At 73.1% G+C, this 18632-nt stretch carries 17 protein-coding genes; 10 read left to right on the top strand and 7 right to left on the bottom strand.

The window, feature by feature from the left end; genetic code table 11:
• Positions 1–53 precede the first annotated feature (53 nt).
• Positions 54–1352, bottom strand: coding sequence for an ROK family transcriptional regulator (locus ACEZDE_RS20225; RefSeq protein ID WP_380537727.1), 1299 nt, complete (start codon positions 1350–1352; stop codon positions 54–56).
• Positions 1353–1496: 144 nt separating this feature from the next.
• On the opposite strand from ACEZDE_RS20225, the gene ACEZDE_RS20220 reads away from it, so the two are divergent.
• Together ACEZDE_RS20220 and ACEZDE_RS20215 are read left to right on the top strand one after the other, a co-directional pair.
• Positions 1497–1754: a LapA family protein gene (locus ACEZDE_RS20220; RefSeq protein WP_380537726.1), complete on the top strand. Its 258-nt coding sequence runs from the start codon at positions 1497–1499 to the stop codon at positions 1752–1754.
• A gap of 372 nt (positions 1755–2126) precedes the next feature.
• Complete coding sequence (locus ACEZDE_RS20215; protein WP_380537725.1) at positions 2127–2876, top strand: aggregation-promoting factor C-terminal-like domain-containing protein; 750 nt, start codon at positions 2127–2129, stop codon at positions 2874–2876.
• Here the strand turns inward: ACEZDE_RS20215 and ACEZDE_RS20210 are convergent.
• Positions 2873–3805, bottom strand: coding sequence for a TrmB family transcriptional regulator (locus ACEZDE_RS20210; RefSeq protein ID WP_380537724.1), 933 nt, complete (start codon positions 3803–3805; stop codon positions 2873–2875). The two genes, ACEZDE_RS20215 and ACEZDE_RS20210, sit on opposite strands and share 4 nt — an antisense overlap.
• A gap of 309 nt (positions 3806–4114) precedes the next feature.
• Between ACEZDE_RS20210 and ACEZDE_RS20205 the strand changes: the two genes are divergently transcribed.
• Positions 4115–6160 (top strand): putative Ig domain-containing protein, encoded by a 2046-nt coding sequence (locus ACEZDE_RS20205; protein WP_380537723.1) that lies wholly within the window; start codon positions 4115–4117, stop codon positions 6158–6160.
• Between the two features lie 80 nt (positions 6161–6240).
• Here ACEZDE_RS20205 and ACEZDE_RS20200 read toward each other — a convergent pair whose 3' ends face one another.
• Both ACEZDE_RS20200 and hpnH read right to left on the bottom strand, forming a co-directional pair.
• Complete coding sequence (locus ACEZDE_RS20200) at positions 6241–7023, bottom strand: hypothetical protein (protein WP_380537722.1); 783 nt, start codon at positions 7021–7023, stop codon at positions 6241–6243.
• Positions 7024–7140: 117 nt separating this feature from the next.
• Entirely contained in the window at positions 7141–8145 is a 1005-nt protein-coding gene (gene hpnH / locus ACEZDE_RS20195) for an adenosyl-hopene transferase HpnH (RefSeq protein WP_380537721.1), read from the bottom strand.
• Between the two features lie 79 nt (positions 8146–8224).
• On the opposite strand from hpnH, the gene ACEZDE_RS20190 reads away from it, so the two are divergent.
• From ACEZDE_RS20190 to ACEZDE_RS20160, 7 genes are all read left to right on the top strand, one after another.
• Positions 8225–8875, top strand: a complete 651-nt coding sequence (locus ACEZDE_RS20190) for a TetR/AcrR family transcriptional regulator (RefSeq protein WP_380537720.1) — start codon at positions 8225–8227, stop codon at positions 8873–8875.
• 103 nt (positions 8876–8978) lie between these two features.
• Positions 8979–9227 carry a hypothetical protein gene (locus tag ACEZDE_RS20185; RefSeq protein ID WP_380537719.1) on the top strand — a complete coding sequence of 83 codons (249 nt, stop codon included), beginning with the start codon at positions 8979–8981 and terminating at the stop codon, positions 9225–9227.
• Positions 9228–9376: 149 nt separating this feature from the next.
• Positions 9377–9823, top strand: coding sequence for an RNA polymerase sigma factor (locus tag ACEZDE_RS20180; RefSeq protein WP_380537718.1), 447 nt, complete (start codon positions 9377–9379; stop codon positions 9821–9823).
• On the top strand, positions 9808–10890 hold the full coding sequence (locus ACEZDE_RS20175) for a hypothetical protein (protein WP_380537717.1): 1083 nt from the start codon (positions 9808–9810) through the stop codon (positions 10888–10890). Before ACEZDE_RS20180 ends, ACEZDE_RS20175 begins: the two co-directional genes overlap by 16 nt.
• Positions 10891–10962: 72 nt before the next feature.
• Entirely contained in the window at positions 10963–12465 is a 1503-nt protein-coding gene (locus tag ACEZDE_RS20170; RefSeq protein ID WP_380537716.1) for a flavin-containing monooxygenase, read from the top strand.
• A 14-nt stretch (positions 12466–12479) separates the two neighbouring features.
• Positions 12480–13397, top strand: a complete 918-nt coding sequence (locus ACEZDE_RS20165) for an SDR family oxidoreductase (protein ID WP_380537715.1) — start codon at positions 12480–12482, stop codon at positions 13395–13397.
• A 144-nt stretch (positions 13398–13541) separates the two neighbouring features.
• A complete protein-coding gene (locus ACEZDE_RS20160; protein WP_380537714.1) occupies positions 13542–14465 on the top strand; it encodes an NAD(P)-dependent oxidoreductase in 924 nt (307 codons plus the stop codon).
• On the opposite strand, the gene ACEZDE_RS20155 is transcribed toward ACEZDE_RS20160, so the two are convergent.
• From ACEZDE_RS20155 to ACEZDE_RS20145, 3 genes are all read right to left on the bottom strand, one after another.
• Positions 14441–15457 (bottom strand): AEC family transporter, encoded by a 1017-nt coding sequence (locus tag ACEZDE_RS20155; protein ID WP_380537713.1) that lies wholly within the window; start codon positions 15455–15457, stop codon positions 14441–14443. The two genes, ACEZDE_RS20160 and ACEZDE_RS20155, sit on opposite strands and share 25 nt — an antisense overlap.
• Positions 15458–15581: 124 nt before the next feature.
• Positions 15582–17720, bottom strand: coding sequence for an FUSC family protein (locus tag ACEZDE_RS20150; RefSeq protein ID WP_380537712.1), 2139 nt, complete (start codon positions 17718–17720; stop codon positions 15582–15584).
• A 142-nt stretch (positions 17721–17862) separates the two neighbouring features.
• A complete protein-coding gene (locus tag ACEZDE_RS20145) occupies positions 17863–18465 on the bottom strand; it encodes a histidine phosphatase family protein (protein WP_380537711.1) in 603 nt (200 codons plus the stop codon).
• Positions 18466–18632 lie beyond the last annotated feature (167 nt).

Below are 18632 nucleotides of genomic sequence, written 5' to 3'. Positions count from 1 at the left end.
CGCCCCGCGTCCCCGCGTTCGTGTGCCCGCCCCTGCGTCGGCTTCCCCCCGGGCTACGGCTCCCCCGTGCGGCGGTCGAAGATCAGGGGGCGGGCGGTGCGTAGGGCTGTGGCGATTGCGCCGAGGAGGACGGCGTCGTCGCCCAGCGCGCTGGCCGCGACCCGCGGCCGCAGCGGGGTGAGGCGGTGCAGGGTCTCCTCGACGTCGCGCAGCAGCAGGTCCGCGCTGTGGCCGAGGCCGCCGCCGAGCACCACCAGGTCCGGGTCCAGCACCGAGGACACCGCGGCGACCACATGGGCCAGCCGCTGCGCCTCCTGCCGCACCGCGGCCACCGCGGCCGGGGTCCCGGACCTCGCCGCGTCGAACACCGCCTTGGCGGTCAGCGGCCCGCTCGGCGCCATCCCCAACTCCCGTGCGGCCCGCACCACCGCGTCGCCGGAGACGGCACTCTCCAGCATCCCCCTCCGCGGCAGCCCCTCCTGCGGCTGCTCCGTCAGTACGGGCAGCGACCCCGCCCCCGCCCCCGCCCCCGCCGCAGGGACCGAGGCCGGGTCGCCGCCGGCCCCCGCGCCGAGCAGCGGCAGGAAGCCGATCTCCCCGGCCGCCCCGTGCGCCCCGCGGAACAGTTCGCCGTCGGCGACCACACCCATGCCCAGGCCGGTGCCGATCAGGATGTAGAGGAACAGCCTGCTTCCGACCCCCGCCCCGACCGCGTACTCGCCGATCGCGGCCAGGTTCGCGTCGTTGTGGACCGTCAGCGAGGTCCCCAGCCCCTGCCGCATCCCGGCGATCAGCCCGCTGCGGCCCCAGCCGGGCAGGTTCCCGGCGTAGCGGACCCGGTCGGTGCGCTCGTCGAACACGCCGGGGGTGCCCACCACTGCCTCGACCACGTCCTCGGGACGGAGCCCGGCCTGCGCGGTGACCTCCTCCGCCGCCTGCAGCACAGCTCGGGCCACCGCCCCGCCGCTGCGCCCGCGGTTGCGGACGTCGGTGCGGGCGACGACCGTGCCGGACAGGTCGGCGACGGCGAGTCTCAGCCACGCCCGGCCGATGTCCACCCCGAGCACATGGCCGGCCCGCGGGTCGGCCTCGTAGAGCACGGCGATCCTGCCCCGGTCCGGGGCGACCGTCCCGGCCTCGCGGACCAGCCCGGCCTGTTCGAGGGCGGCCAGGGCGGTGGACACGGTCGGCTTGGACAGCCCGGAGTCCCGGGCGAGCTGGGCCCGGGAGGTCGGGCCCGCCGTGCGCAGCAGCTCCAGCAGCAGCCACTCGTTGTTGCTGCGCAGCCTTCGCCGGTTCCACCGGTGGTCGTTGCCCGGCGCGGCGTGCTGCTCGGTGCTCGGCTCGGTCATGCAGTCCTCTGCTGTCCTCTTGCTGTTCTTCGCGGGCGGGCGAACGCTGGAACTCTACTAGTTAAGCTTCTTGACTAATTGGCATGTTCCGGCGTTCGGACGCTCCGCCGCGCGGCCCGCGGCGGGACGGCCGAAAATGAGTGCATGGCCAAGAACAGCGGTGCCACCACCGAGCGCAAGATCGCCGGCGTCCCGATCAACACCCGGACGATCGTGATCGTCGTCGTCGCGATCCTCGCCGTCTGGTTCATTCTGATGAACACGGCGTCGGTGAAGATCCACCTCTGGGGTCTCTCGACGTTCAGCGCGCCGCTGTGGATCGTGCTGCTGGTGATGATCGTGGTCGGCGCGCTGCTCGGCTGGGCGCTGCGCCGCTACCGAGACCGCGCCGACAGCAAGTAGCCCGGCGGCAAGCAGGCCCGACAGGGGGCGCGCGGAGGGGCGGGCGCGCCCCTGGGGGAGTGACGCCGGACACAGCCCGGAGGGCGTCCACGAAGCACGGTAGTTGATCCATCGGTCCCCCAGGGCCCCGGCGTCCGCCGTTCGGCGGACGCCGGGGTCCTGTTCGCACGGGGCCGCCCACACGGACGCGAACAGTGTTCTACTACGGACTCCGATAGTAGGACGGCTCTTTGGTCTGGTGTAGGAGACGCGTTAAGAATGGCGGGCGTCCGTCAGGATCACCCCCGGCGCTGCGCCGATTCCGCACGGCACCTGTCCCGCCGTGCTGGTCGAGTCGGCCGCGCCGAGCCCAGCCGATTGAGGTCTTCTCCCATGTCCGTACGTTCGCGTGTTCTGCATGCCCGAAAGCGCACGGTGGCGATCGTCGCCGCGGTGTCCGTGAGCGGTCTCGCCATCGCCGGCGGGGTCGTCGCCGAGTCCTCGGCCGACGCCCCGGACAAGACCGTCAGCTCCCCGGCCGACACCGCCGCCGCGGTCGCCGACCTGCAGGCGTCCGCCGACGCGTCCGCGTCCGCCGCGGCAGCGCAGCAGGCGGCAGCCGCCAAGGCCGCCGCGGACCGGGCCGCCGCAGCGAAGGCCGCCGCTCTCAAGGCCGCAGCCCAGAAGGCCGCCGCTGCCAAGGCCGCTGCCGCCAGGGCCGCAGCCCAGAAGGCCGCCGAAGAGAGGGTCGCCGCCGCCCGCGCCGCTGAGCAGCGTGCCGCCGCGGCGAAGGCCGCCGCCCGCGCCGCCGCCGAGCGGCAGGCCGCCTCGCGCTCGGAGAGCCGTTCCGCGCTGAGCGGCAGCCCGCAGCAGATCGCCGCGCAGATCGTCCCGGCCGACCAGCTGGCCTCGTTCAGCGCGATCATCTCGCACGAGAGTGGCTGGAACGTCCACGCCGAGAACCCGTCCTCCGGCGCGTACGGCCTCGGCCAGGCCCTGCCGGGCTCCAAGATGGCCTCGGCCGGCTCGGACTGGCAGGACAGCGCCGCGACCCAGATCCGCTGGGCGCTGGGCTACATGAACTCCCGTTACGGCAGCCCGAACGCCGCCTGGGCGTTCTGGCAGGCCAACAGCTGGTACTAGGCCCCGCCCACGGCCGCGGATCCGCCCTCAGCCGCGCTCCGCGCCGCAGCCCCGCCTTCCGCTCCGGCCGCCGCCGAGGCTGCCGCGGCGTCGCGGACGGTGGCCGCCTCGCGGAGCTTGAGCGCCTCATCCAGGGTCGGCGACTGCTCCCAGATGCTCTGGAAGGCCATCCGCAGGGTCTCCGCCAGCGAGGGGTGACGGATCACCAGCGAGGTGGTCGCCCCGGCGCGGGCGACCGGGTCGGGCATGTCGCAGAGCACCGTGGAGCCGTCCGCGACGATCAGCTTGAGCGGCAGCGACTCGGCGATCCGGATCTCCTCGCCGACCTCGCCGAAGCGGCGCACCACCTCCAGCATCACCGGGTCGTCCAGCACGTCCTGGCTGTAGAGCGAGCGGACCGTGCGGCCGGCCGCGTGCAGCCGGGCCGAGGCCTCGAACCCGGCCACGTTCTCGGAGGGGGTGACCCACGGCGGCCGGGAGAAGCTCAGCAGCTCGCGCTCGGCCTCGGACTGGATCCGGGCGAAGCGGTCGCTGATGTCCGCGGCGTCCCGCAGCACCTCGACGTAGTCGAGCGGATCGGTGTGGGTCCGGCCGCTGTCCCAGGTCGGCAGCAGCTCGCGGGCGAGGTCGTCGGAGAGCCGTTCGAGCCGGCCCAGCGAACGCCGCTGCTGCTCCATCAGCCGGTCCACCGCCACCTCGGGGGCGACCGCGGAGTAGCCCGCCACCTTCCCCGGGTGGAGCACCGCGAGTTGGCGCCGGGTCAGGCCCTCCAGCACGTCGTAGACCCGTTGCCGGGGTACCTGGGCCTCGCGGGCGACCTCTGCCGCGGTGAAGACGTCCCGGCGGATCAGCGCGAGGTAGACCCGCGCCTCGTAGTTGGTGAGGCCGAGTTCTTCGAGGTCCGCTGCGCGCCTGTCGTCCGTATGCATGGCTGCACCGTAGCGGCGTAGGTGCCGGGTTTGGCAAGTGGCGGCCAACTCGTGGTCATCGGGGTGCCCTCGCCGGAGTTCTTCCTGTCCGGGTTGGGTCGGACAAGGGGTTCTTGTGTGGTTGTCATGTATTCGCTATCTTCATCACGCTGAGCACCACTCGACGGGGTGTCAGGTGTCCCAAGTATGTCATGGACATGAAGATCTGTCGTGTCCGACCTACCTGGCCCGGTTACCCCGTGCGGTGGCGGGCCGCTCCACGGGAGCGGACCCGAGTTCCGTCCTCACTCCCCCATGGAGGGCTGTCCGTTGCACACCCCCAGCACCACCCCCAGTGCCTCGCCGGGAAGGCCGCGCCGCGGTCTGCGCAAGGCCGCAGCCGCGTCGTTCTCCGTCGCCGCACTGATCGGCGGCGTCCTCGCCGCCGCCGCTCCGGCCGACGCGGCCCAGGGCAGCGCCTCGACCGGTGCCCACGTCAAGCGCGTCTGCGCGGCGCCGAGCCATCTGGGACAGATGTCCTGCCTGGCCCTGGTCCGCACCGACGTCACCCAGCCGCAGGCACTGGTGGCCCACGCGGTCTCACCGCTCGCCACGCCCTCCGGCTACGGCCCCTCCGACCTGCGCAGCGCCTACGCGCTGCCGGCCAACGGCGGCGCCGGTCAGACCGTCGCCATCGTGGACGCGCAGGACGACCCCAACGCCGAGTCCGACCTCGCCGCCTACCGGACCCAGTTCGGGCTCTCCGCCTGCACCACGGCCAACGGCTGCTTCAAGAAGGTCAACCAGACCGGCGGCACCAGCTACCCCACCGCGGACTCCGGCTGGGCCGGTGAGATCTCGCTCGACCTGGACATGGTCTCCGCGGTCGCCCCCGCCGCGCACATCATCCTGGTCGAGGCCACCTCGGCGAACATGAGCGACCTGGGCACCGCGGTCAACGAGGCGGTGGCGCTGGGCGCCAAGTTCGTCTCCAACAGCTACGGCGGGTCCGAGGACTCCACCGACACCGCGTCCGACAGCAGCTACTTCAACCACCCCGGCGTCGCCATCACCGTCTCCTCCGGTGACGAGGCGTACGGGGCCGAGTACCCGGCGGCGTCCAAGTACGTCACCGCGGTCGGCGGCACCTCGCTCAAGACGGCCTCCAACGCCCGTGGTTGGACCGAGTCGGTGTGGAAGACCAGCAGCACCGAGGGCGGCGGCTCCGGCTGCTCCGCCTACGACGCCAAGCCCACCTGGCAGACCGACACCGGCTGCACCAAGCGCACCATCGCGGACGTGTCCGCGGTCGCCGACCCGGCCACCGGCGTGGCGGTCTACCAGACCTACGGCGGCAGCGGCTGGGCCGTCTACGGCGGCACCAGCGCCTCGTCCCCGATCATCGCCAGCGTCTACGCCGACGCGGGCACCCCGGCGGCGGGCACCTACCCGGCGCAGTACCCGTACCAGCACACCACCGCGCTGAACGACGTGACCACCGGCAACAACGGCACCTGCTCGCCGAGCTACCTGTGCACCGCGGGCGTCGGCTACGACGGCCCGACCGGTCTGGGCACCCCGAACGGCGTCTCCGGCTTCACCAGCGGTGGCGGCGGCACCGGCAACACGGTGAGCGTCACCGCGCCGGGCAACCAGAGCGGCACCGTCGGCACCGCGGCCTCGCTGCAGCTGCACGCCACCGACTCGGCGTCGGGCCAGACCCTGACCTACAGCGCCAGCGGCCTGCCCGCCGGACTGTCCGTCAACTCCTCGACCGGCCTGATCTCCGGCACCCCGACCACGGCCGGGACCTACTCGGTCACCGCCACCGCCCAGGACACCACCGGGGCCTCCGGCAGCGCCTCCTTCACCTGGACCATCACCGGCTCCGGCGGTGGCGGCGGCTGCACCGCGGCCCAGCTGCTCGGCAACGCCGGCTTCGAGACCGGCAGCGCCTCACCCTGGACCGCCAGCGCTGGCGTCATCGACAGCAGCAGCGCCGAGCCGGCCCACTCGGGCAGCTGGAAGGCCTGGCTGGACGGCTACGGCACCACCCACACCGACACCCTGTCCCAGTCGGTCACCGTCCCGGCGGGCTGCACCAGCGCCACGTTCAGTTACTACCTCCACATCGACTCCGCGGAGACGACCACCACCACCGCCTACGACACCCTCAAGGTCACGGCGACCAGCGGCAGCACCACCACCACGCTGGCGACCTACTCCAACCTCAACAAGGCCACCGGCTACACCCTGCGCAGCGTCAACCTCTCGTCCTTCGTGGGGAAGACGGTCACGCTGAAGTTCACCGGCGCCGAGGACTCCAGCCTGCAGACCAGCTTCGTCATCGACGACACCGCGGTCAACGTCTCCTGACCGTCTGACCCGACGCCCCGGCCGCCCCTCCACGGCGGCCGGGGCGCCGTACTGTCCGGGCGAGGGGAGGGCGAGCCGGCTCAGACCGAGGCGCGGGCCATCCGGTCCAGGGCGTGGAGCAGGGCCGGGAGTTCGGGGCCGCGGCTGACCGGGACCACCTCGCCGGGGCGTTCGTCCAGGAGCACCACCGCGATGTCGTCGGTGCGCGCGGCCAGGCTCCAGCCGGGGCCGTCGGCACGGACCAGGCGGGCGCCGCCGGTGGCCGGGGTGGAGCGGATCCGGCCGGCCGGCGGGGGCTCGCGGGTGTAGGCCTGGGCCTCGGCCAGCACCCGGGCCACGTCCTCGGCGGGTGCCTGGCCGGTGGCCCGGTCGAAGGCGGCGGTGCCGTTGATCCGCTCGCGCCAGGCGGTCCACTGCTTGGCGACCTCGTCCGCGCCCAGCCGCCGCTGCGCCGGGCCCCAGGCCTCCGGGTCGGGCGGGCTCAGCGGCGTCCGGTCCGGGTGCTCGGGACCGGGGGCGGGGTCGTGCGGCTCGGGCAGTCCCGGGGTGCGCAGCGGGAGGCCGATCGGCCAGCCGGGCAGCGAGTCCACCACGGTGCGCTTCGGCGGGGAGAGGTCGTAGGGCATGCCGCAGTCCCAGGCGGCGATGGCGCAGCCGACCAGCGCGGCGTCGTCGCAGACCACGGTCCACCTGGCTCCGGCCCGGTCCTGCCCGAACACCAGGCCGTAGCCGTCCGCCCAGGGCTCCTGGCCCAGGGCCGCGCAGGCGGCCGGGTAGTCGTCGCCGAGCACGCTGGGGAACTGCCCGGGTGTCAGCAGGACCGCGCTGAGCACGTAGAACGCATCGTCATCGGCTGGTGCCATCCGACTCCCCCTTCTCTTCTGCCCCGGCCCCGGAGTCGGCTCATGGTAGTGACGCCGCGGCGCACTGTGCCAGAGCCGATTTCCGGGGCCCGGGAGGGGAGGGGGACGGCGGGCGGGTCAGCCCGCGGTGATGGCGCGCAGGCTCTCCTTGAGCGAGCCCATGGTGGCCAGCACGGCCGTGGGCTCGTAGCCGCAGTGGGCCATGCAGTTGTCGCAGCGGGGGTCCTTGCCGCGGCCGTAGTTGTCCCACTCGGTGCTGTCCAGCAGCTCCTGGTAGGTGTCCACGTACCCGTCCGACATCAGGTAGCAGGGCTTCTGCCACCCCTTCAGCGAGTACGAGGGGATCGCCCACGGGGTGCACTCGAAGTCGACCTTGCCCTCCAGGAAGTCCAGGTAGAGCGCCGAGTGGTTGAGCCGCCAGCCCTTGCGGCGGCCCTCCGCGAACGCCTTCCGGAACATCGTGCGGGTCTGCTCGACGCCGAGGAAGCGGTCCTGGTCCGGGGCCTTCTCGTAGGCGTAGCCGGGCGACAGCTGCATCCGGTCGACCTTGAGGTCGTCGTTGAGGTACGTGAGGACGTCGATGACGTCCTGCGGGCTGTCGTTGTTGAAGAAGGTGGAGTTGGTGAAGACGGTGAAGCCGGCCGCCTTGGCCTGCTTGATCGCCTCGATGGCCTGGTCGAACACGCCGACCTTGCTCACCGACTCGTCGTGCCGCTCGCGCAGCCCGTCGATGTGCACCATCCAGGCGAAGTTCCGGTTCGGCTTGAACTTGTGCAGGTGCTTCGGCAGCAGCACGGCGTTGGTGCAGAGCACCACGAACTTGTTCTTGTCCAGCAGCGCCTGCGTCATCTCGGCGATCTGCGGGTGCATCAGCGGCTCGCCGCCGGCCAGCGACACCATCGGTGCGCCCGCCTCCATGACGGCGTTGACGACCTTCTCGACCGGCATGCGCTGCTTGAGCATGCTGGCCGGTTCCTGGATCTTGCCACAGCCCGCACAGGCGAGGTTGCAGGCGAAGAGTGGTTCGACCTCCACGATCAGCGGGAACTTCTTCCGCCGAAGCATCTTCTGCTTGAGGAGGTAGGTGCCCATCTTGACGGTCAGATTGAGTGGGAGTCCCATGATCACTGTCTCCGTTCCCCCGGGCCCCAGGGTTGGGACCCTCCACTAACATACAGACTGTATGGAACAGGATGTAGGTATGCCAGTCCCCGGAATCAGACGGAGTCGTCGCGCGGAGCACGTCGCGGACACCCGGCGCGCACTCCTGCGCGCGGCGCGTGACCTCTTCGCCGAGCGCGGGTACGCCGCGACCGGCACGGAGGATATCGTCAGCGCCGCGGACGTCACCCGCGGGGCCCTGTACCACCACTTCAAGGACAAGGCGGACCTGTTCCGCGCGGTGATGGCCGAATGCGCCCAGGAGATGGCCCAGCGGCTGGTGGAGCAGGAGACCGCACGGGCCGAGCAGCAGCCCGGCGACGCCTGGCAGCTGCTGCGCAGCGGTTTCCAGTCCTTCCTGGACGCCTGCAACGACGCGCACTTCCAGCGCATCGTACTGATCGAGGGGCCCGCCGTGCTGGGCCACAGCGCCTGGGACGCCCTGGTCGAGGAGCACGGCTACGTGCTGCTCGCGGAGGCGCTGACCGAGGCGATCCGTGAGGGCAACGTGGACGACCTGCCGGTCGCGCCGCTGACCCGGATGCTGGCGGCGCTGATCTCCGAGGCCAGCCTCTACATCGCACGGGCCGACGACCACGTCCGGGCCAGGGAGGAGGCAGGCCTGGTCCTGGAGCGCCTCCTCACCGGGCTGGGCCGCGGATCGAACGCGATCCCGGGCGTGTCGCGGTAGTGCGCCCCCTCGCGCCGGATTCCGCACGCCCGGGTTCACGATCATGGTCGGTTCAGGCTCTTACTCATGACGACCTTCACGGCGCCGCGAGGAAGAGGACCGCATGGACACGGCCACCGCCATCACCACGATCGCCTCGATCGTCTCCGCAAAGGCATGCAGCCTGCTCGGGCTCTGGCTGCGGCTGCGCTGGCAGGGCCGCCGCGAGCGGGATCGGAGCCGCTACCTTTGCGCCGTCGCCGCAGCGGTGCCCGCAGGCAGCCGGATGGAATTCGAGGACCGGCGCAGCGGCGGTCCACTGCGGATGACGATCACCCGCTCCCCGGCGCCAGGGAAGGATCAGGCAGCGTGAACACCCCAGACCAATCGGAGGGTCCGGAGCATCCGGCAGTCGCTTCCGGCCCTCTCCCGCTCAGCGACCCGGCGGACGGATGTCACGACGCGCGGCTCCTGGCCGACGCGGAGTTCTCCGATTTCTACCGCGTCACGATTCGGCCCCTGGTGGGCTTCCTGGTCAACCAGAACGCCTCGTTACCGCTGGCCGCGGACATCGCCCAGGACACCATGGCCAAGGCGTACCAGCACTGGGGCGGCCTTCGGGATCCGCGAGCCTGGGTGCACACGGTGGCCTCGCGTGCGTTGGTCCGCAGTGCCGCCTCGGTCGAGGAGCAGTTGGTCGAGCGAGTCCCCGAACCGACCTCGTTGCTGGCCCGTCCGGACGCCATCGCGGAATGGGAGGCCCGCTATGACGTACTTCCCTTACTGCGCAGCCTGCCGCCCCGACAGCGCCAGGTTCTGGCCTGGGCCCTGGCGGGATTCACGCCCGGCGACACCGCCGAGCAACTCCAACTGCCGGTACAGACCGTGCGCGGCAACCTGGCCAAGGCTCGGCGCGCGGCCACCGCCTACCTCAAGCAGAAGGAGGAGGAGCAGTGGTCCACCCCTTGAGGCCCGATCCCCGTGACAGGGATGCGGAACGCTGGCTGCGGCGGCACAAACGCTCCCTGAGCGGACTCGACACCGTCCTCGACACCGGAGCCGGGCTGCGCGAGATCCTGCTCCAGGGCCGCCACGACACTGCCCTCGATGCTCTCGACGTCGCTCTCGACGGTGAAGCCGGCCTGGCCGCGATCCTGTCGGCGTCTCCACCCGCGTCGACCGCCTGGCCCTATTCGATCGAAGCCGGTTCCACCTCGCGGCAATCCCACGCCGTGCTCAGCCCCGAGATCCGCCTGGCGCTTCGGGCTGACCCCGGCGTCGCAGCGGCCTACCGCGCCCTGGTCCGTGACGGTGATCCCTGCGTCGACCTCGACCTCGACCTCGTGAGCGCGCGGGTCCACGACCTTGCCCGCGACCTCGACCGCGCTCTCGGTCTCGCCCGTGATCTCGACCAGGCGAACGGTCTCGCCGACGACCTTGCCGCAGGGCTCGACCGCGCCAGTGCCCTGGCCTGCGACCTCGTCCGGATCCGAGCCCGGGGCCAGGACCGTGCCTTCGAACGCAGCCGGGACTTCGAGCTCTCCCTCGCCCGCGACCTGGCCTTCGCCGTCGCCTGCGACCTGGCCCACGACCTCGACGCCGAGGACACCAGCGACCTGGCCCGCGACCTCGACCTCGACCGGGCCCTCACCGGCGCTCTCGATCTCGTTCGCCATCTCCACCGCGACGCCGACCGGGTCCGCGCCCGCGACCTCGAACTGGCCGACATCCGTACCGGCGTGGTCCGGCGCGCGATCGGCGCCGCTCTGGACCGGGAACCGCCCGCGCTGAGCCGGGACTCGGTGCACACGTTCCTGAACGACTTCACGACCTCGGACCTGGGCACGGTCGATCTGGCGGGCATCGACCTCGGCGGCGTGCGCTGGTCGGAGAGCGGAACACGCTGGCCGACAGCGGTGGACGTGGAAAACCTGAAACGCCAGTCGGCGGAGATCCTGGCGGGCAGCAGGATCTGGGTGGTGCGGACGGGCACGGCAACCCTGCTCGGCGGATGCATTGTTACCGGTGGGTCATAAGTCTTCCCGGGCGCGGGGTCGTGCTCTAGTCTCCTGATTGAGCCACTGATTACTGGCACGATGGGAGGCAGGATGAGCGGCACCGAAACGGTGGTCCAGCACGTACGGGTCGCGGTCGTGGGATCGGGCTTCGGCGGTCTCGGGGCGGCCGTGCGGCTCCGCCGGGAGGGCGTCACCGACTTCGTCGTACTGGAGCGGGCCGGATCCGTCGGCGGCACCTGGCGCGACAACAGCTACCCCGGCTGCGCCTGCGACGTCCCCTCGCACCTCTACTCGTTCTCGTTCGCGCCGAACCCGGACTGGCCCCGCACCTTCTCCGGGCAGCCCGAGATCCGCGCCTACCTGGAGCGCATCGCCGACCGCTTCCAGCTGCGCCCGCACCTGCGGTTCCAGCACGAGGTGCTCGGCGCGCACTGGGACGCGGCCACCGCCCGCTGGGAGCTGGACACCAGCCAGGGCCGCTACACCGCCGACGTGATGGTGGCCGCCTGCGGCCCGCTGTCCGACCCCTCCGTGCCGGACCTGCCGGGGCTGGCCGACTTCCCCGGCGCGGTGTTCCACTCGGCCCGCTGGGACCACGACTACGACCTCACCGGCAAGCGGGTCGCCGTGGTCGGCACGGGCGCGTCCGCGATCCAGATCGTGCCGAAGATCCAGCCGCAGGTCGAGCAGCTGGTGCTGCTGCAGCGCACCCCGCCGTGGATCATGCCGCGGATGGACCGGGACATCACCTCCGCCGAGCGCCGGCTCTACCGCGCCGTCCCGGCCGCCCAGCGGGCGCTGCGCGCGGCGCTGTGGAGCGTCCGGGAGTCCCAGGTCGGCGCGTTCGTGAAGCGCCCCGGCCTGCTGAAGGCGGCCCAGGCGCTGGCCAAGCGCAACATCGACAAGCACATCAAGGACCCGGCGCTGCGGGCCAAGCTGACCCCCGACTACCGCTTCGGCTGCAAGCGGGTGCTGCTCTCCAACACCTACTACCCGGCGCTGGCCCAGCCCAACGTGGACGTGGTCGCCTCCGGGCTGCGGGAGGTGCGCGGCAGCACCGTGGTCGCCGCCGACGGCACCGAGCACGAGGTCGACGCCATCGTCTTCGGCACCGGCTTCCACGTCACCGACATGCCGATCGGCTCGCGGATCACCGGCGCGGCCGGGCGCACCCTCGGCGAGGAGTGGAAGGACGGCATGGCCGCGCTGCGCGGCACCACCGTCAGCGGCTTCCCCAACCTGCTGTTCGTGATCGGCCCCAACACCGGCCTCGGCAACAGCTCGATGGTGCTGATGATCGAGTCCCAGCTGAACTACCTGGCCGACTACCTGCGCCGGCTCGACACCTCCGGCGCGGCGGCGCTGGACGTCACCCCCGAGGCGCAGCAGCGCTGGAACGCCGAGGTGCAGCGGCGGATGGCCCGCACCGTCTGGAACACCGGCGGCTGCCGCAGCTGGTACCTGGACGGCAACGGCAACAACACCGTGCTCTGGCCCGGCACCACCGCCCACTTCCGGCGCGAGACCCGCAGCGTCGACCTCGCCGAGTACCAGTTGGTCCGGATCCCCGCCACCACCCCCGCCACGGTCTGAAGGAGTACCAGGACATGCCGAAGAACGCATCGCTCACCGGCCAGGTCGCCGTGGTCACCGGCGCGGCCCGGGGGGTAGGCGCCGAACTGGCCCGGGTCCTGGCCGCCCGCGGCGCCACCGTCGCCCTGGTCGGCCTGGAGCCCGGGGAGCTGGAGCGGGCCGCCGCCGAGTGCGGCGGGAACCCCGGCGGAGTCGGCTGGTGGGAGGCCGACGTCACCGACCTGGAGGCGATGCGGGCGGTAGCCGACCAGGTGGTGGAGCGCTTCGGCCGGATCGACGTGGTGGTCGCCAACGCCGGGATCGCCATCGGCGGCGGCTTCCTCGACTCCGACCCGGCCGCCTTCCAACGGGTGATCGAGGTCAACCTGCTCGGCAGCACCACCACCGCGCGCGCCTTCCTGCCCGCGCTGATCGCCTCCCGCGGCTACCTGCTGCAGATCGCCTCGCTCGCCGCGATGACCCCCGCGCCGCTGATGACGGCCTACTGCGCCAGCAAGTCGGGGGTCGAGGCCTTCGCCCACGCGCTGCGCGCGGAGGTCGCCCACCACGGCGTCCGGGTCGGCGTCGGCTACCTGAGCTGGACCGACACCGACATGGTGCGCGGCGCGGACGAGGACGAGGTGATGCGGGAGATGCGCGCCTCGCTGCCCTGGCCGACCAACCGCACCTACCCGCTGGCCCCGGCCGTGCAGCGGCTCGCGGACGGCGTCGCCCGGCGCTCGGTGCACGTCTACGCCCAGGCCTGGCTGCGCAGCTACCAGCTGATCCGCGGTCAGATCCCGCTGGTGCTGGGCCGGGTGGCCCCGCTGAAGCTGCGGAAGCTGGAACCACGGCTGCGGGCGACCGCCGACGCCAGGCGCGGCCTGGTCGGCCGCGGCGGCGCGGCCGACGAGGAGGCGAGGGCGGGTCGCAAGGTCCACTCCTCCGGGTGACGGAACGTCAGGGCGGCGGGTTGACGCGGACGGGTTGACGGGCTGGCGCTGGCGGGCTGACGGCTCGACGGGTCGAACCGTCCCACCGGCGCCCCGGCCGGGGCGGTGGCCGCCACCCCGGCCGGGGCCCGTACCGTGGGGGCCATGACCGACAACGCACTCAACGTGGCCCTCCTCGGTACCGGCATCATGGGCTCGGCGATGGCCCGCAACCTGCTCGCGGCGGGCCACCGGGTGACCGTGTGGAACCGCACCCCGGCCCGCGCCGAGGCCCTCGCCGCCGACGGTGCGGTGGTCGCCGCCGACCCGGCCGAGGCGGTCCGGGACGCCGACGTGGTGCTGACGGTGCTGCTGGACGGCCCGTCGGCGCTGACGGCGATGCGCGCCGCCGGGCCCGCGCTGCGCCCCGGCACGGTGTGGACCCAGTGCGGCACGGTCGGCATCGAGGCCCTGGACGAGCTGGTCGGCTTCGCCCACGAGCACGGACTGCTGCTGGTCGACTCGCCGGTGCTGGGCACCCGCCAGCCCGCCGAGAGCGGGCAGCTCACCGTGCTGGCCGCGGGCCCGCAGGCGGCGCGGGCGGTCGCGGACCAGGTGTTCGCGGTGATCGGCGCCCGCACCCGCTGGCTCGCCGAGGACGCCGCGTCCGGCGCGGCCACCCGGCTCAAACTGGTGCTGAACGGCTGGGTGCTGACCCTGGTCAACGGCACCGCCGAGGCGCTGACCCTGGCCGAGGGCCTCGGCGTGGACCCGCGCGCGTTCCTGGACGCGGTGGCCGGCGGCCCGCTGGACAACGTCTACCTGCAGACCAAGGGCGCGGCGATGCTGGCCGGAGACTTCGCGCCGAACTTCACCGTGGAGGGCGGTCTCAAGGACGCCCGGCTGATCGCCGGGGCCGGACGCGCCGCCGGGCTCACCCTCGACCTGGCCGAAGCCGCGGTCACCCGGCTCGCCCGAGCCCGGGAGCTGGGCCACGGCGACGCCGACCTGTCCGCCAGCTACCTCGCCAGCGGCCCCGGCAGCCAGCCGCCTGCCGCCGGTGCTCAGCCTGCCGGGCCCAGCAGGTAGCCGATCAGGGAGAGGGTGGCCAACGAGAGCACGGTCGAGGCGACCACCGCGTTGCGGGGCAGAGCGGTGGGACGGCCGTACTCGCGGGCGAAGACGAAGACGTTCTGGGCGGTCGGCAGGGCGGAGCAGAGCACCACGGCGAAGAGCTGGTGCGGGGAGAGGTGCAGCACCCAGCGGCCGAGGAGGTAGCCGAGGGCGGGCTGGACCAGGTTCTTCAGGGCGAGGGTGAGCGCCAGCTCCCGGGCGGCGAGCGCCCGCGCGTCCGCGGCGGCGTCCGCTGTTGCCGCTGCTGCTGCTGTCGCTGTTGCATCCGGGGCGTCTGACACGTCCGGCACGGCTGCGCGCTCGCCGCGCCCGTGCAGCGACATGCCGAGGGTGACCAGCGCGGTGGGGACGGCCGCCTGGCCGAGCAGGGTGCAGGAGCCGGACAGGGCGGTCGGCAGCTGCCAGTGCAGGCCGGAGAGGGCCGCCCCGGCCGCCGACGCCAGCACGATCGGGTTGCGCAGCGGGAGCAGCAGCAGGTCGCGCAGCGGTGAGCGGTCCGACCGGCGGGTGCCCCGGTCGAGCAGGGCCAGGATCACCGGAGTGACCGTCAGCACCTGGAACAGCACCACGGTCACCACGAACGAGGCGCTGCCCAGCACCTGCGTCGCGATCGGGATGCCCAGGTTGGCCGAGTTGACGTAGCCCGCCGCCATTCCGCCCAGCGCCTGGTCGGCAGGGTCCCGCCCGAACAGCCGCCGGGAGGCGGACTTCCCCAGCAGGAACACGATGACCGTGCCCGCGGCGAAGCCGAGCAGCGAGGGGTCGGCGAGGTCGCGCAGCGGGGTGCGGGCCAGCATCGCCAGCAGCGAGGCCGGCATGGCGATGTGGAAGACGAAGCGCCCGAGCACCGCCTCCGCCTGCTCGCCGAGCACTCCGCTGCGGGCGGCGGCCCAGCCCGCGGCGGTGAGCAGCCAGATCGGGACGAAGGCGGAGAGCAGGGCAGGCATCGGCGGGCTACGCGCCGGAGCCGGATATCGGCGGCTGGGACATCTCGAACATCTCGGAGCTCTCGGACCTCTCGAACAATCACGGCGGGCGGACGCCGTGCAGCCTACCGACCGTTCGGAAAGGTCAGTCGCCGAGGGCCTTCTGCAGCCCCTCCAAGGCGTCCACCAGGTATCCGGCGTCACGCAGCACCAACTCCGCCGGGTCGGTACCGGCCCCCGCGCCCGCGGTGACCGCGGCGTCCGTCGCATCCCCGGCCGGTGGCGGGGCGGCGACCTCCAGGGCCCAGGCGTCGTAGTGCAGCCGGACCGCACCGAGGTCCACCGGCTGTTCCAGCCGGACCGCCTGCGCCGCCCGCGCGGTCTCCTCGCGGAGCACCCCGGCGAAGCGGGCCGCGCCGGGGACCGGCTCCAGCGGCGGACGTGCCTGCGGCGCCGGGAGGTGCGCCTCCAGCAGCAGTGCGGTGCGGCCCAGCGCCGCCATCGCCGAACGGGCCGCGGTGACCTGCGAGTGCCGCAGCCCCCGGTGCCGGACCGGTTCGTGCGCCGCCTGCTGACTGGACGTCAGCAGATCGGCGCGGGCCTGCCGGTGGTCCAGCAGGGTTTCCCGGACGGCACGCCGGTTCGCCGCCGAGGGGTCGCCGTAGACGGCCACCGCCGCCGCGGCGTAGCGCCCGCCGGCCTCGACGTAGGCGGCGAGCCGGTCCGGCAGCCGTACCGTCTGCCAGGTCGGGAAGACCGCGTAGGCGGCCAGTGCCAGCGCCCCGCCGAGCAGGGTCTGGCCGACCCGCTGCTCACCGGTGCTGAAGACCCCGCTGCCGTCCATGGCCAGCAGGAACACCACATAGCCGGTGACGCAGGCGCTCATCACCGCGTACCCGGTGCGGATGGTGGTGTACGCGCCGGCGATGCAGGCCACCGCGAGCCCCGCGCAGACCCAGGTGCCGGGGCCGCTCAGCAGCAGCACCACGCTGGCGACCAGCACGCCGAGCACCGTCCCGGCGATCCTGGCCACGCCGCGGGAGTAGGTCTGCGAGAAGTCCGGCCGCATCACCATCACCGCGGTCAGCGGGGCCCAGTAGCCGTGCTCGAACGGCAGTTGCAGCCCGATGGTCTCGCCGAGCGCGGCCACCGCGCCGACCCGCAGCGCGTGCCGGAGCACCGGCGAGGAGCGGTTCCAGTTGCGCCGCACCGCGTGCCCGGCCACCGGCAGCATCTCGGTCACCGAGGGGCGCGGCAGGTGGCCCACCTCGTCGGCGCTGGTCTCGCGGCCGGTCGCGGCCGGGGCCTCCAGCGAGTCGGCGGCGTCCGCGAGCAGGCCGATCAGCAGCAGCGCCGACTGCCGGGCCGGTCCGGTGAGCACCGGTCCGGTGGCGGGCACGGCCAGCGCCCGGTAGGTGCGGTCGGACACCTCGGTCGGCAGCCCGGTCCGGATCGAACGCGCCACCACGTCCAGGATCTCCGCCGCCGCGCCCAGGATCTCCCGGGCCCGGTCGCGCTCCGGCCCCTCCTGCGCCGCGCCCACCCGGGGGTCGGCCAGCGCCGCCATCACCGGCCGCATCCGCTCCATCGGGTTCCGTCGGCCACCCAACTCGGCCGGTCGCCGCCGGGCCTGACCCCGGGTCAGCGCGGCGGCGGTGCGCGCGGTCATCAGCGCCTCGGGGTCGAACGGCGCGAACGGGTCGTGCCGCAGCCGCCGGGCGTAGTCGGCCATCGACGCGTAGGCGTCGGCCAGCGCGTCCCGCTGCGCGCCCCAGCGCCGGACCGGGAGCAGCAGCACCAGCAGCGCCTGGACGATGCCGCCCGCGGCGATCACCCCCGCGTGCTCGGCCGCCTGCGGGATGCTCGACGGCAGGCTGACCACGACCAGCATCACCGAGACGGTGGTGGAGGCGACCACGCCCGCGGTCGGCCCGAGCGCCCAGGCCAGCCCGGCGGCGAACGCCCACAGGCCGAGGACCAGCACGAACAGCACCGGCCAGGGCGAGGCGAGATAGCCGATGAAGGTACTTGTCGACAGTCCGGCCGCCGCGCCCAGCGCCAGCACCGGACGCGGCCGGTAGCTGCGCTGGAAGGTCGCGGTCCCGGCGATGAACGCGCCCAGCGCGGCGGAGGTGGCCAGCGCGGGGGAGCCCAGGGCCAGCGCGCCGAACAGCACGATCGCCACCCCGAGCGCGCCGCGCAGGGCGAGCTTCGGCTCGTTGTAGGCGCGCTCCAGGGTGAAGGCGGAGCGGGTGGTGCTCTTGAGGGCCGCGGTCCAGGGCATGGCCTTCAGGGTAGATCGTCACCGGGCCGGAAGGGGCCTCGCCGCGATGCGCCGGGCAGACCCCGGTACCCGGCGGGGGACACCAGCGGCGCGGGCCGGACCTGACCGAGCGGCGCAACGAGCGCCTGCCCGGCGCGGGACCCTAGCGGCGCGGGCGCTCGTTCCAGGCGGCGACGGCGTGGTTGCCGTGCTCGGTGCCGAGCCGGCTGATCGTCCCGGTGGCGAGCATGAACAGCGAGCCCGCGGCCGGCGGTAGGCCCAGGTACCGGGCCGTCAGCACCCGCAGGAAGTGCGCGTGCGCGACCAGGACCACGTCCTCGCCGTCGGCGGCCCGCAGCTTCTCGTCGACCAGCGCCAGCACCCGGTCCGCGCGGGCGCCGATCTGCTCCGGCGACTCGCCGGGGTGGCCCTCGGGGCCGGGGACCACGCCGTCGGTCCACAGGTCCCAGCCGGGACGGGTCCGGTGGATCTCGTCGGTGGTGATGCCCTCGTAGCCGCCGTAGTCCCACTCGTGCATGTCGGGGACGATCTGCGGGTCGTCCAGACCGGCCAGCTTGGCGGTGGTGCGGGCCCGCAGCAGCGGGCTGCTCAGCGCGAAGGCGATCGGGTGCTCGGCCAGTATCCCGGATAGCGCGCGCGCCTGCTCCTCGCCGTGGGCGGTCAGCGGTCGGTCGGTGTAACTGGTGTGGCGACCGGCCTCGCTCCAGTCCGTCGAGCCGTGCCGGACCAGGATCACATCACCCATTGCCGCTCATCCTCTTTCCCGCTCTCCCGCTTATCCGAACGTACCCGAACCGGCGTACCCGACCTCGCGCATCCGAACCGGCGTACCCGAACCCGCGTACCCGAACCGGTGTACCCGCACCGACGCCAACACCGGGCATCCTCGCACGCTTCTCCGCGTGCCAGGAT

The sequence above is a fragment of the Streptacidiphilus cavernicola genome (assembly GCF_042510955.1).
GTDB lineage: Bacteria > Actinomycetota > Actinomycetes > Streptomycetales > Streptomycetaceae > Streptacidiphilus > Streptacidiphilus cavernicola.
Note: the sequence above shows the minus strand (reverse complement) of the source record. Positions and strands in the feature narration are given on the sequence as shown.

Excerpts from the sequence above, each read along its gene's own strand:
- ACEZDE_RS20225 (WP_380537727.1), bottom strand. The coding sequence starts at position 1,352 with ATGACCGAGCCGAGCACCGAGCAGCACGCCGCGCCGGGCAACGACCAC.
- ACEZDE_RS20220 (WP_380537726.1), top strand. The coding sequence starts at position 1,497 with ATGGCCAAGAACAGCGGTGCCACCACCGAGCGCAAGATCGCCGGCGTC.
- ACEZDE_RS20215 (WP_380537725.1), top strand. The coding sequence starts at position 2,127 with ATGTCCGTACGTTCGCGTGTTCTGCATGCCCGAAAGCGCACGGTGGCG.
- ACEZDE_RS20210 (WP_380537724.1), bottom strand. The coding sequence starts at position 3,805 with ATGCATACGGACGACAGGCGCGCAGCGGACCTCGAAGAACTCGGCCTC.
- ACEZDE_RS20200 (WP_380537722.1), bottom strand. The coding sequence starts at position 7,023 with ATGGCACCAGCCGATGACGATGCGTTCTACGTGCTCAGCGCGGTCCTG.
- hpnH (WP_380537721.1), bottom strand. The coding sequence starts at position 8,145 with ATGGGACTCCCACTCAATCTGACCGTCAAGATGGGCACCTACCTCCTC.
- ACEZDE_RS20190 (WP_380537720.1), top strand. The coding sequence starts at position 8,225 with ATGCCAGTCCCCGGAATCAGACGGAGTCGTCGCGCGGAGCACGTCGCG.
- ACEZDE_RS20185 (WP_380537719.1), top strand. The coding sequence starts at position 8,979 with ATGGACACGGCCACCGCCATCACCACGATCGCCTCGATCGTCTCCGCA.
- ACEZDE_RS20170 (WP_380537716.1), top strand. The coding sequence starts at position 10,963 with ATGAGCGGCACCGAAACGGTGGTCCAGCACGTACGGGTCGCGGTCGTG.
- ACEZDE_RS20165 (WP_380537715.1), top strand. The coding sequence starts at position 12,480 with ATGCCGAAGAACGCATCGCTCACCGGCCAGGTCGCCGTGGTCACCGGC.
- ACEZDE_RS20160 (WP_380537714.1), top strand. The coding sequence starts at position 13,542 with ATGACCGACAACGCACTCAACGTGGCCCTCCTCGGTACCGGCATCATG.
- ACEZDE_RS20155 (WP_380537713.1), bottom strand. The coding sequence starts at position 15,457 with ATGCCTGCCCTGCTCTCCGCCTTCGTCCCGATCTGGCTGCTCACCGCC.
- ACEZDE_RS20150 (WP_380537712.1), bottom strand. The coding sequence starts at position 17,720 with ATGCCCTGGACCGCGGCCCTCAAGAGCACCACCCGCTCCGCCTTCACC.
- ACEZDE_RS20145 (WP_380537711.1), bottom strand. The coding sequence starts at position 18,465 with ATGGGTGATGTGATCCTGGTCCGGCACGGCTCGACGGACTGGAGCGAG.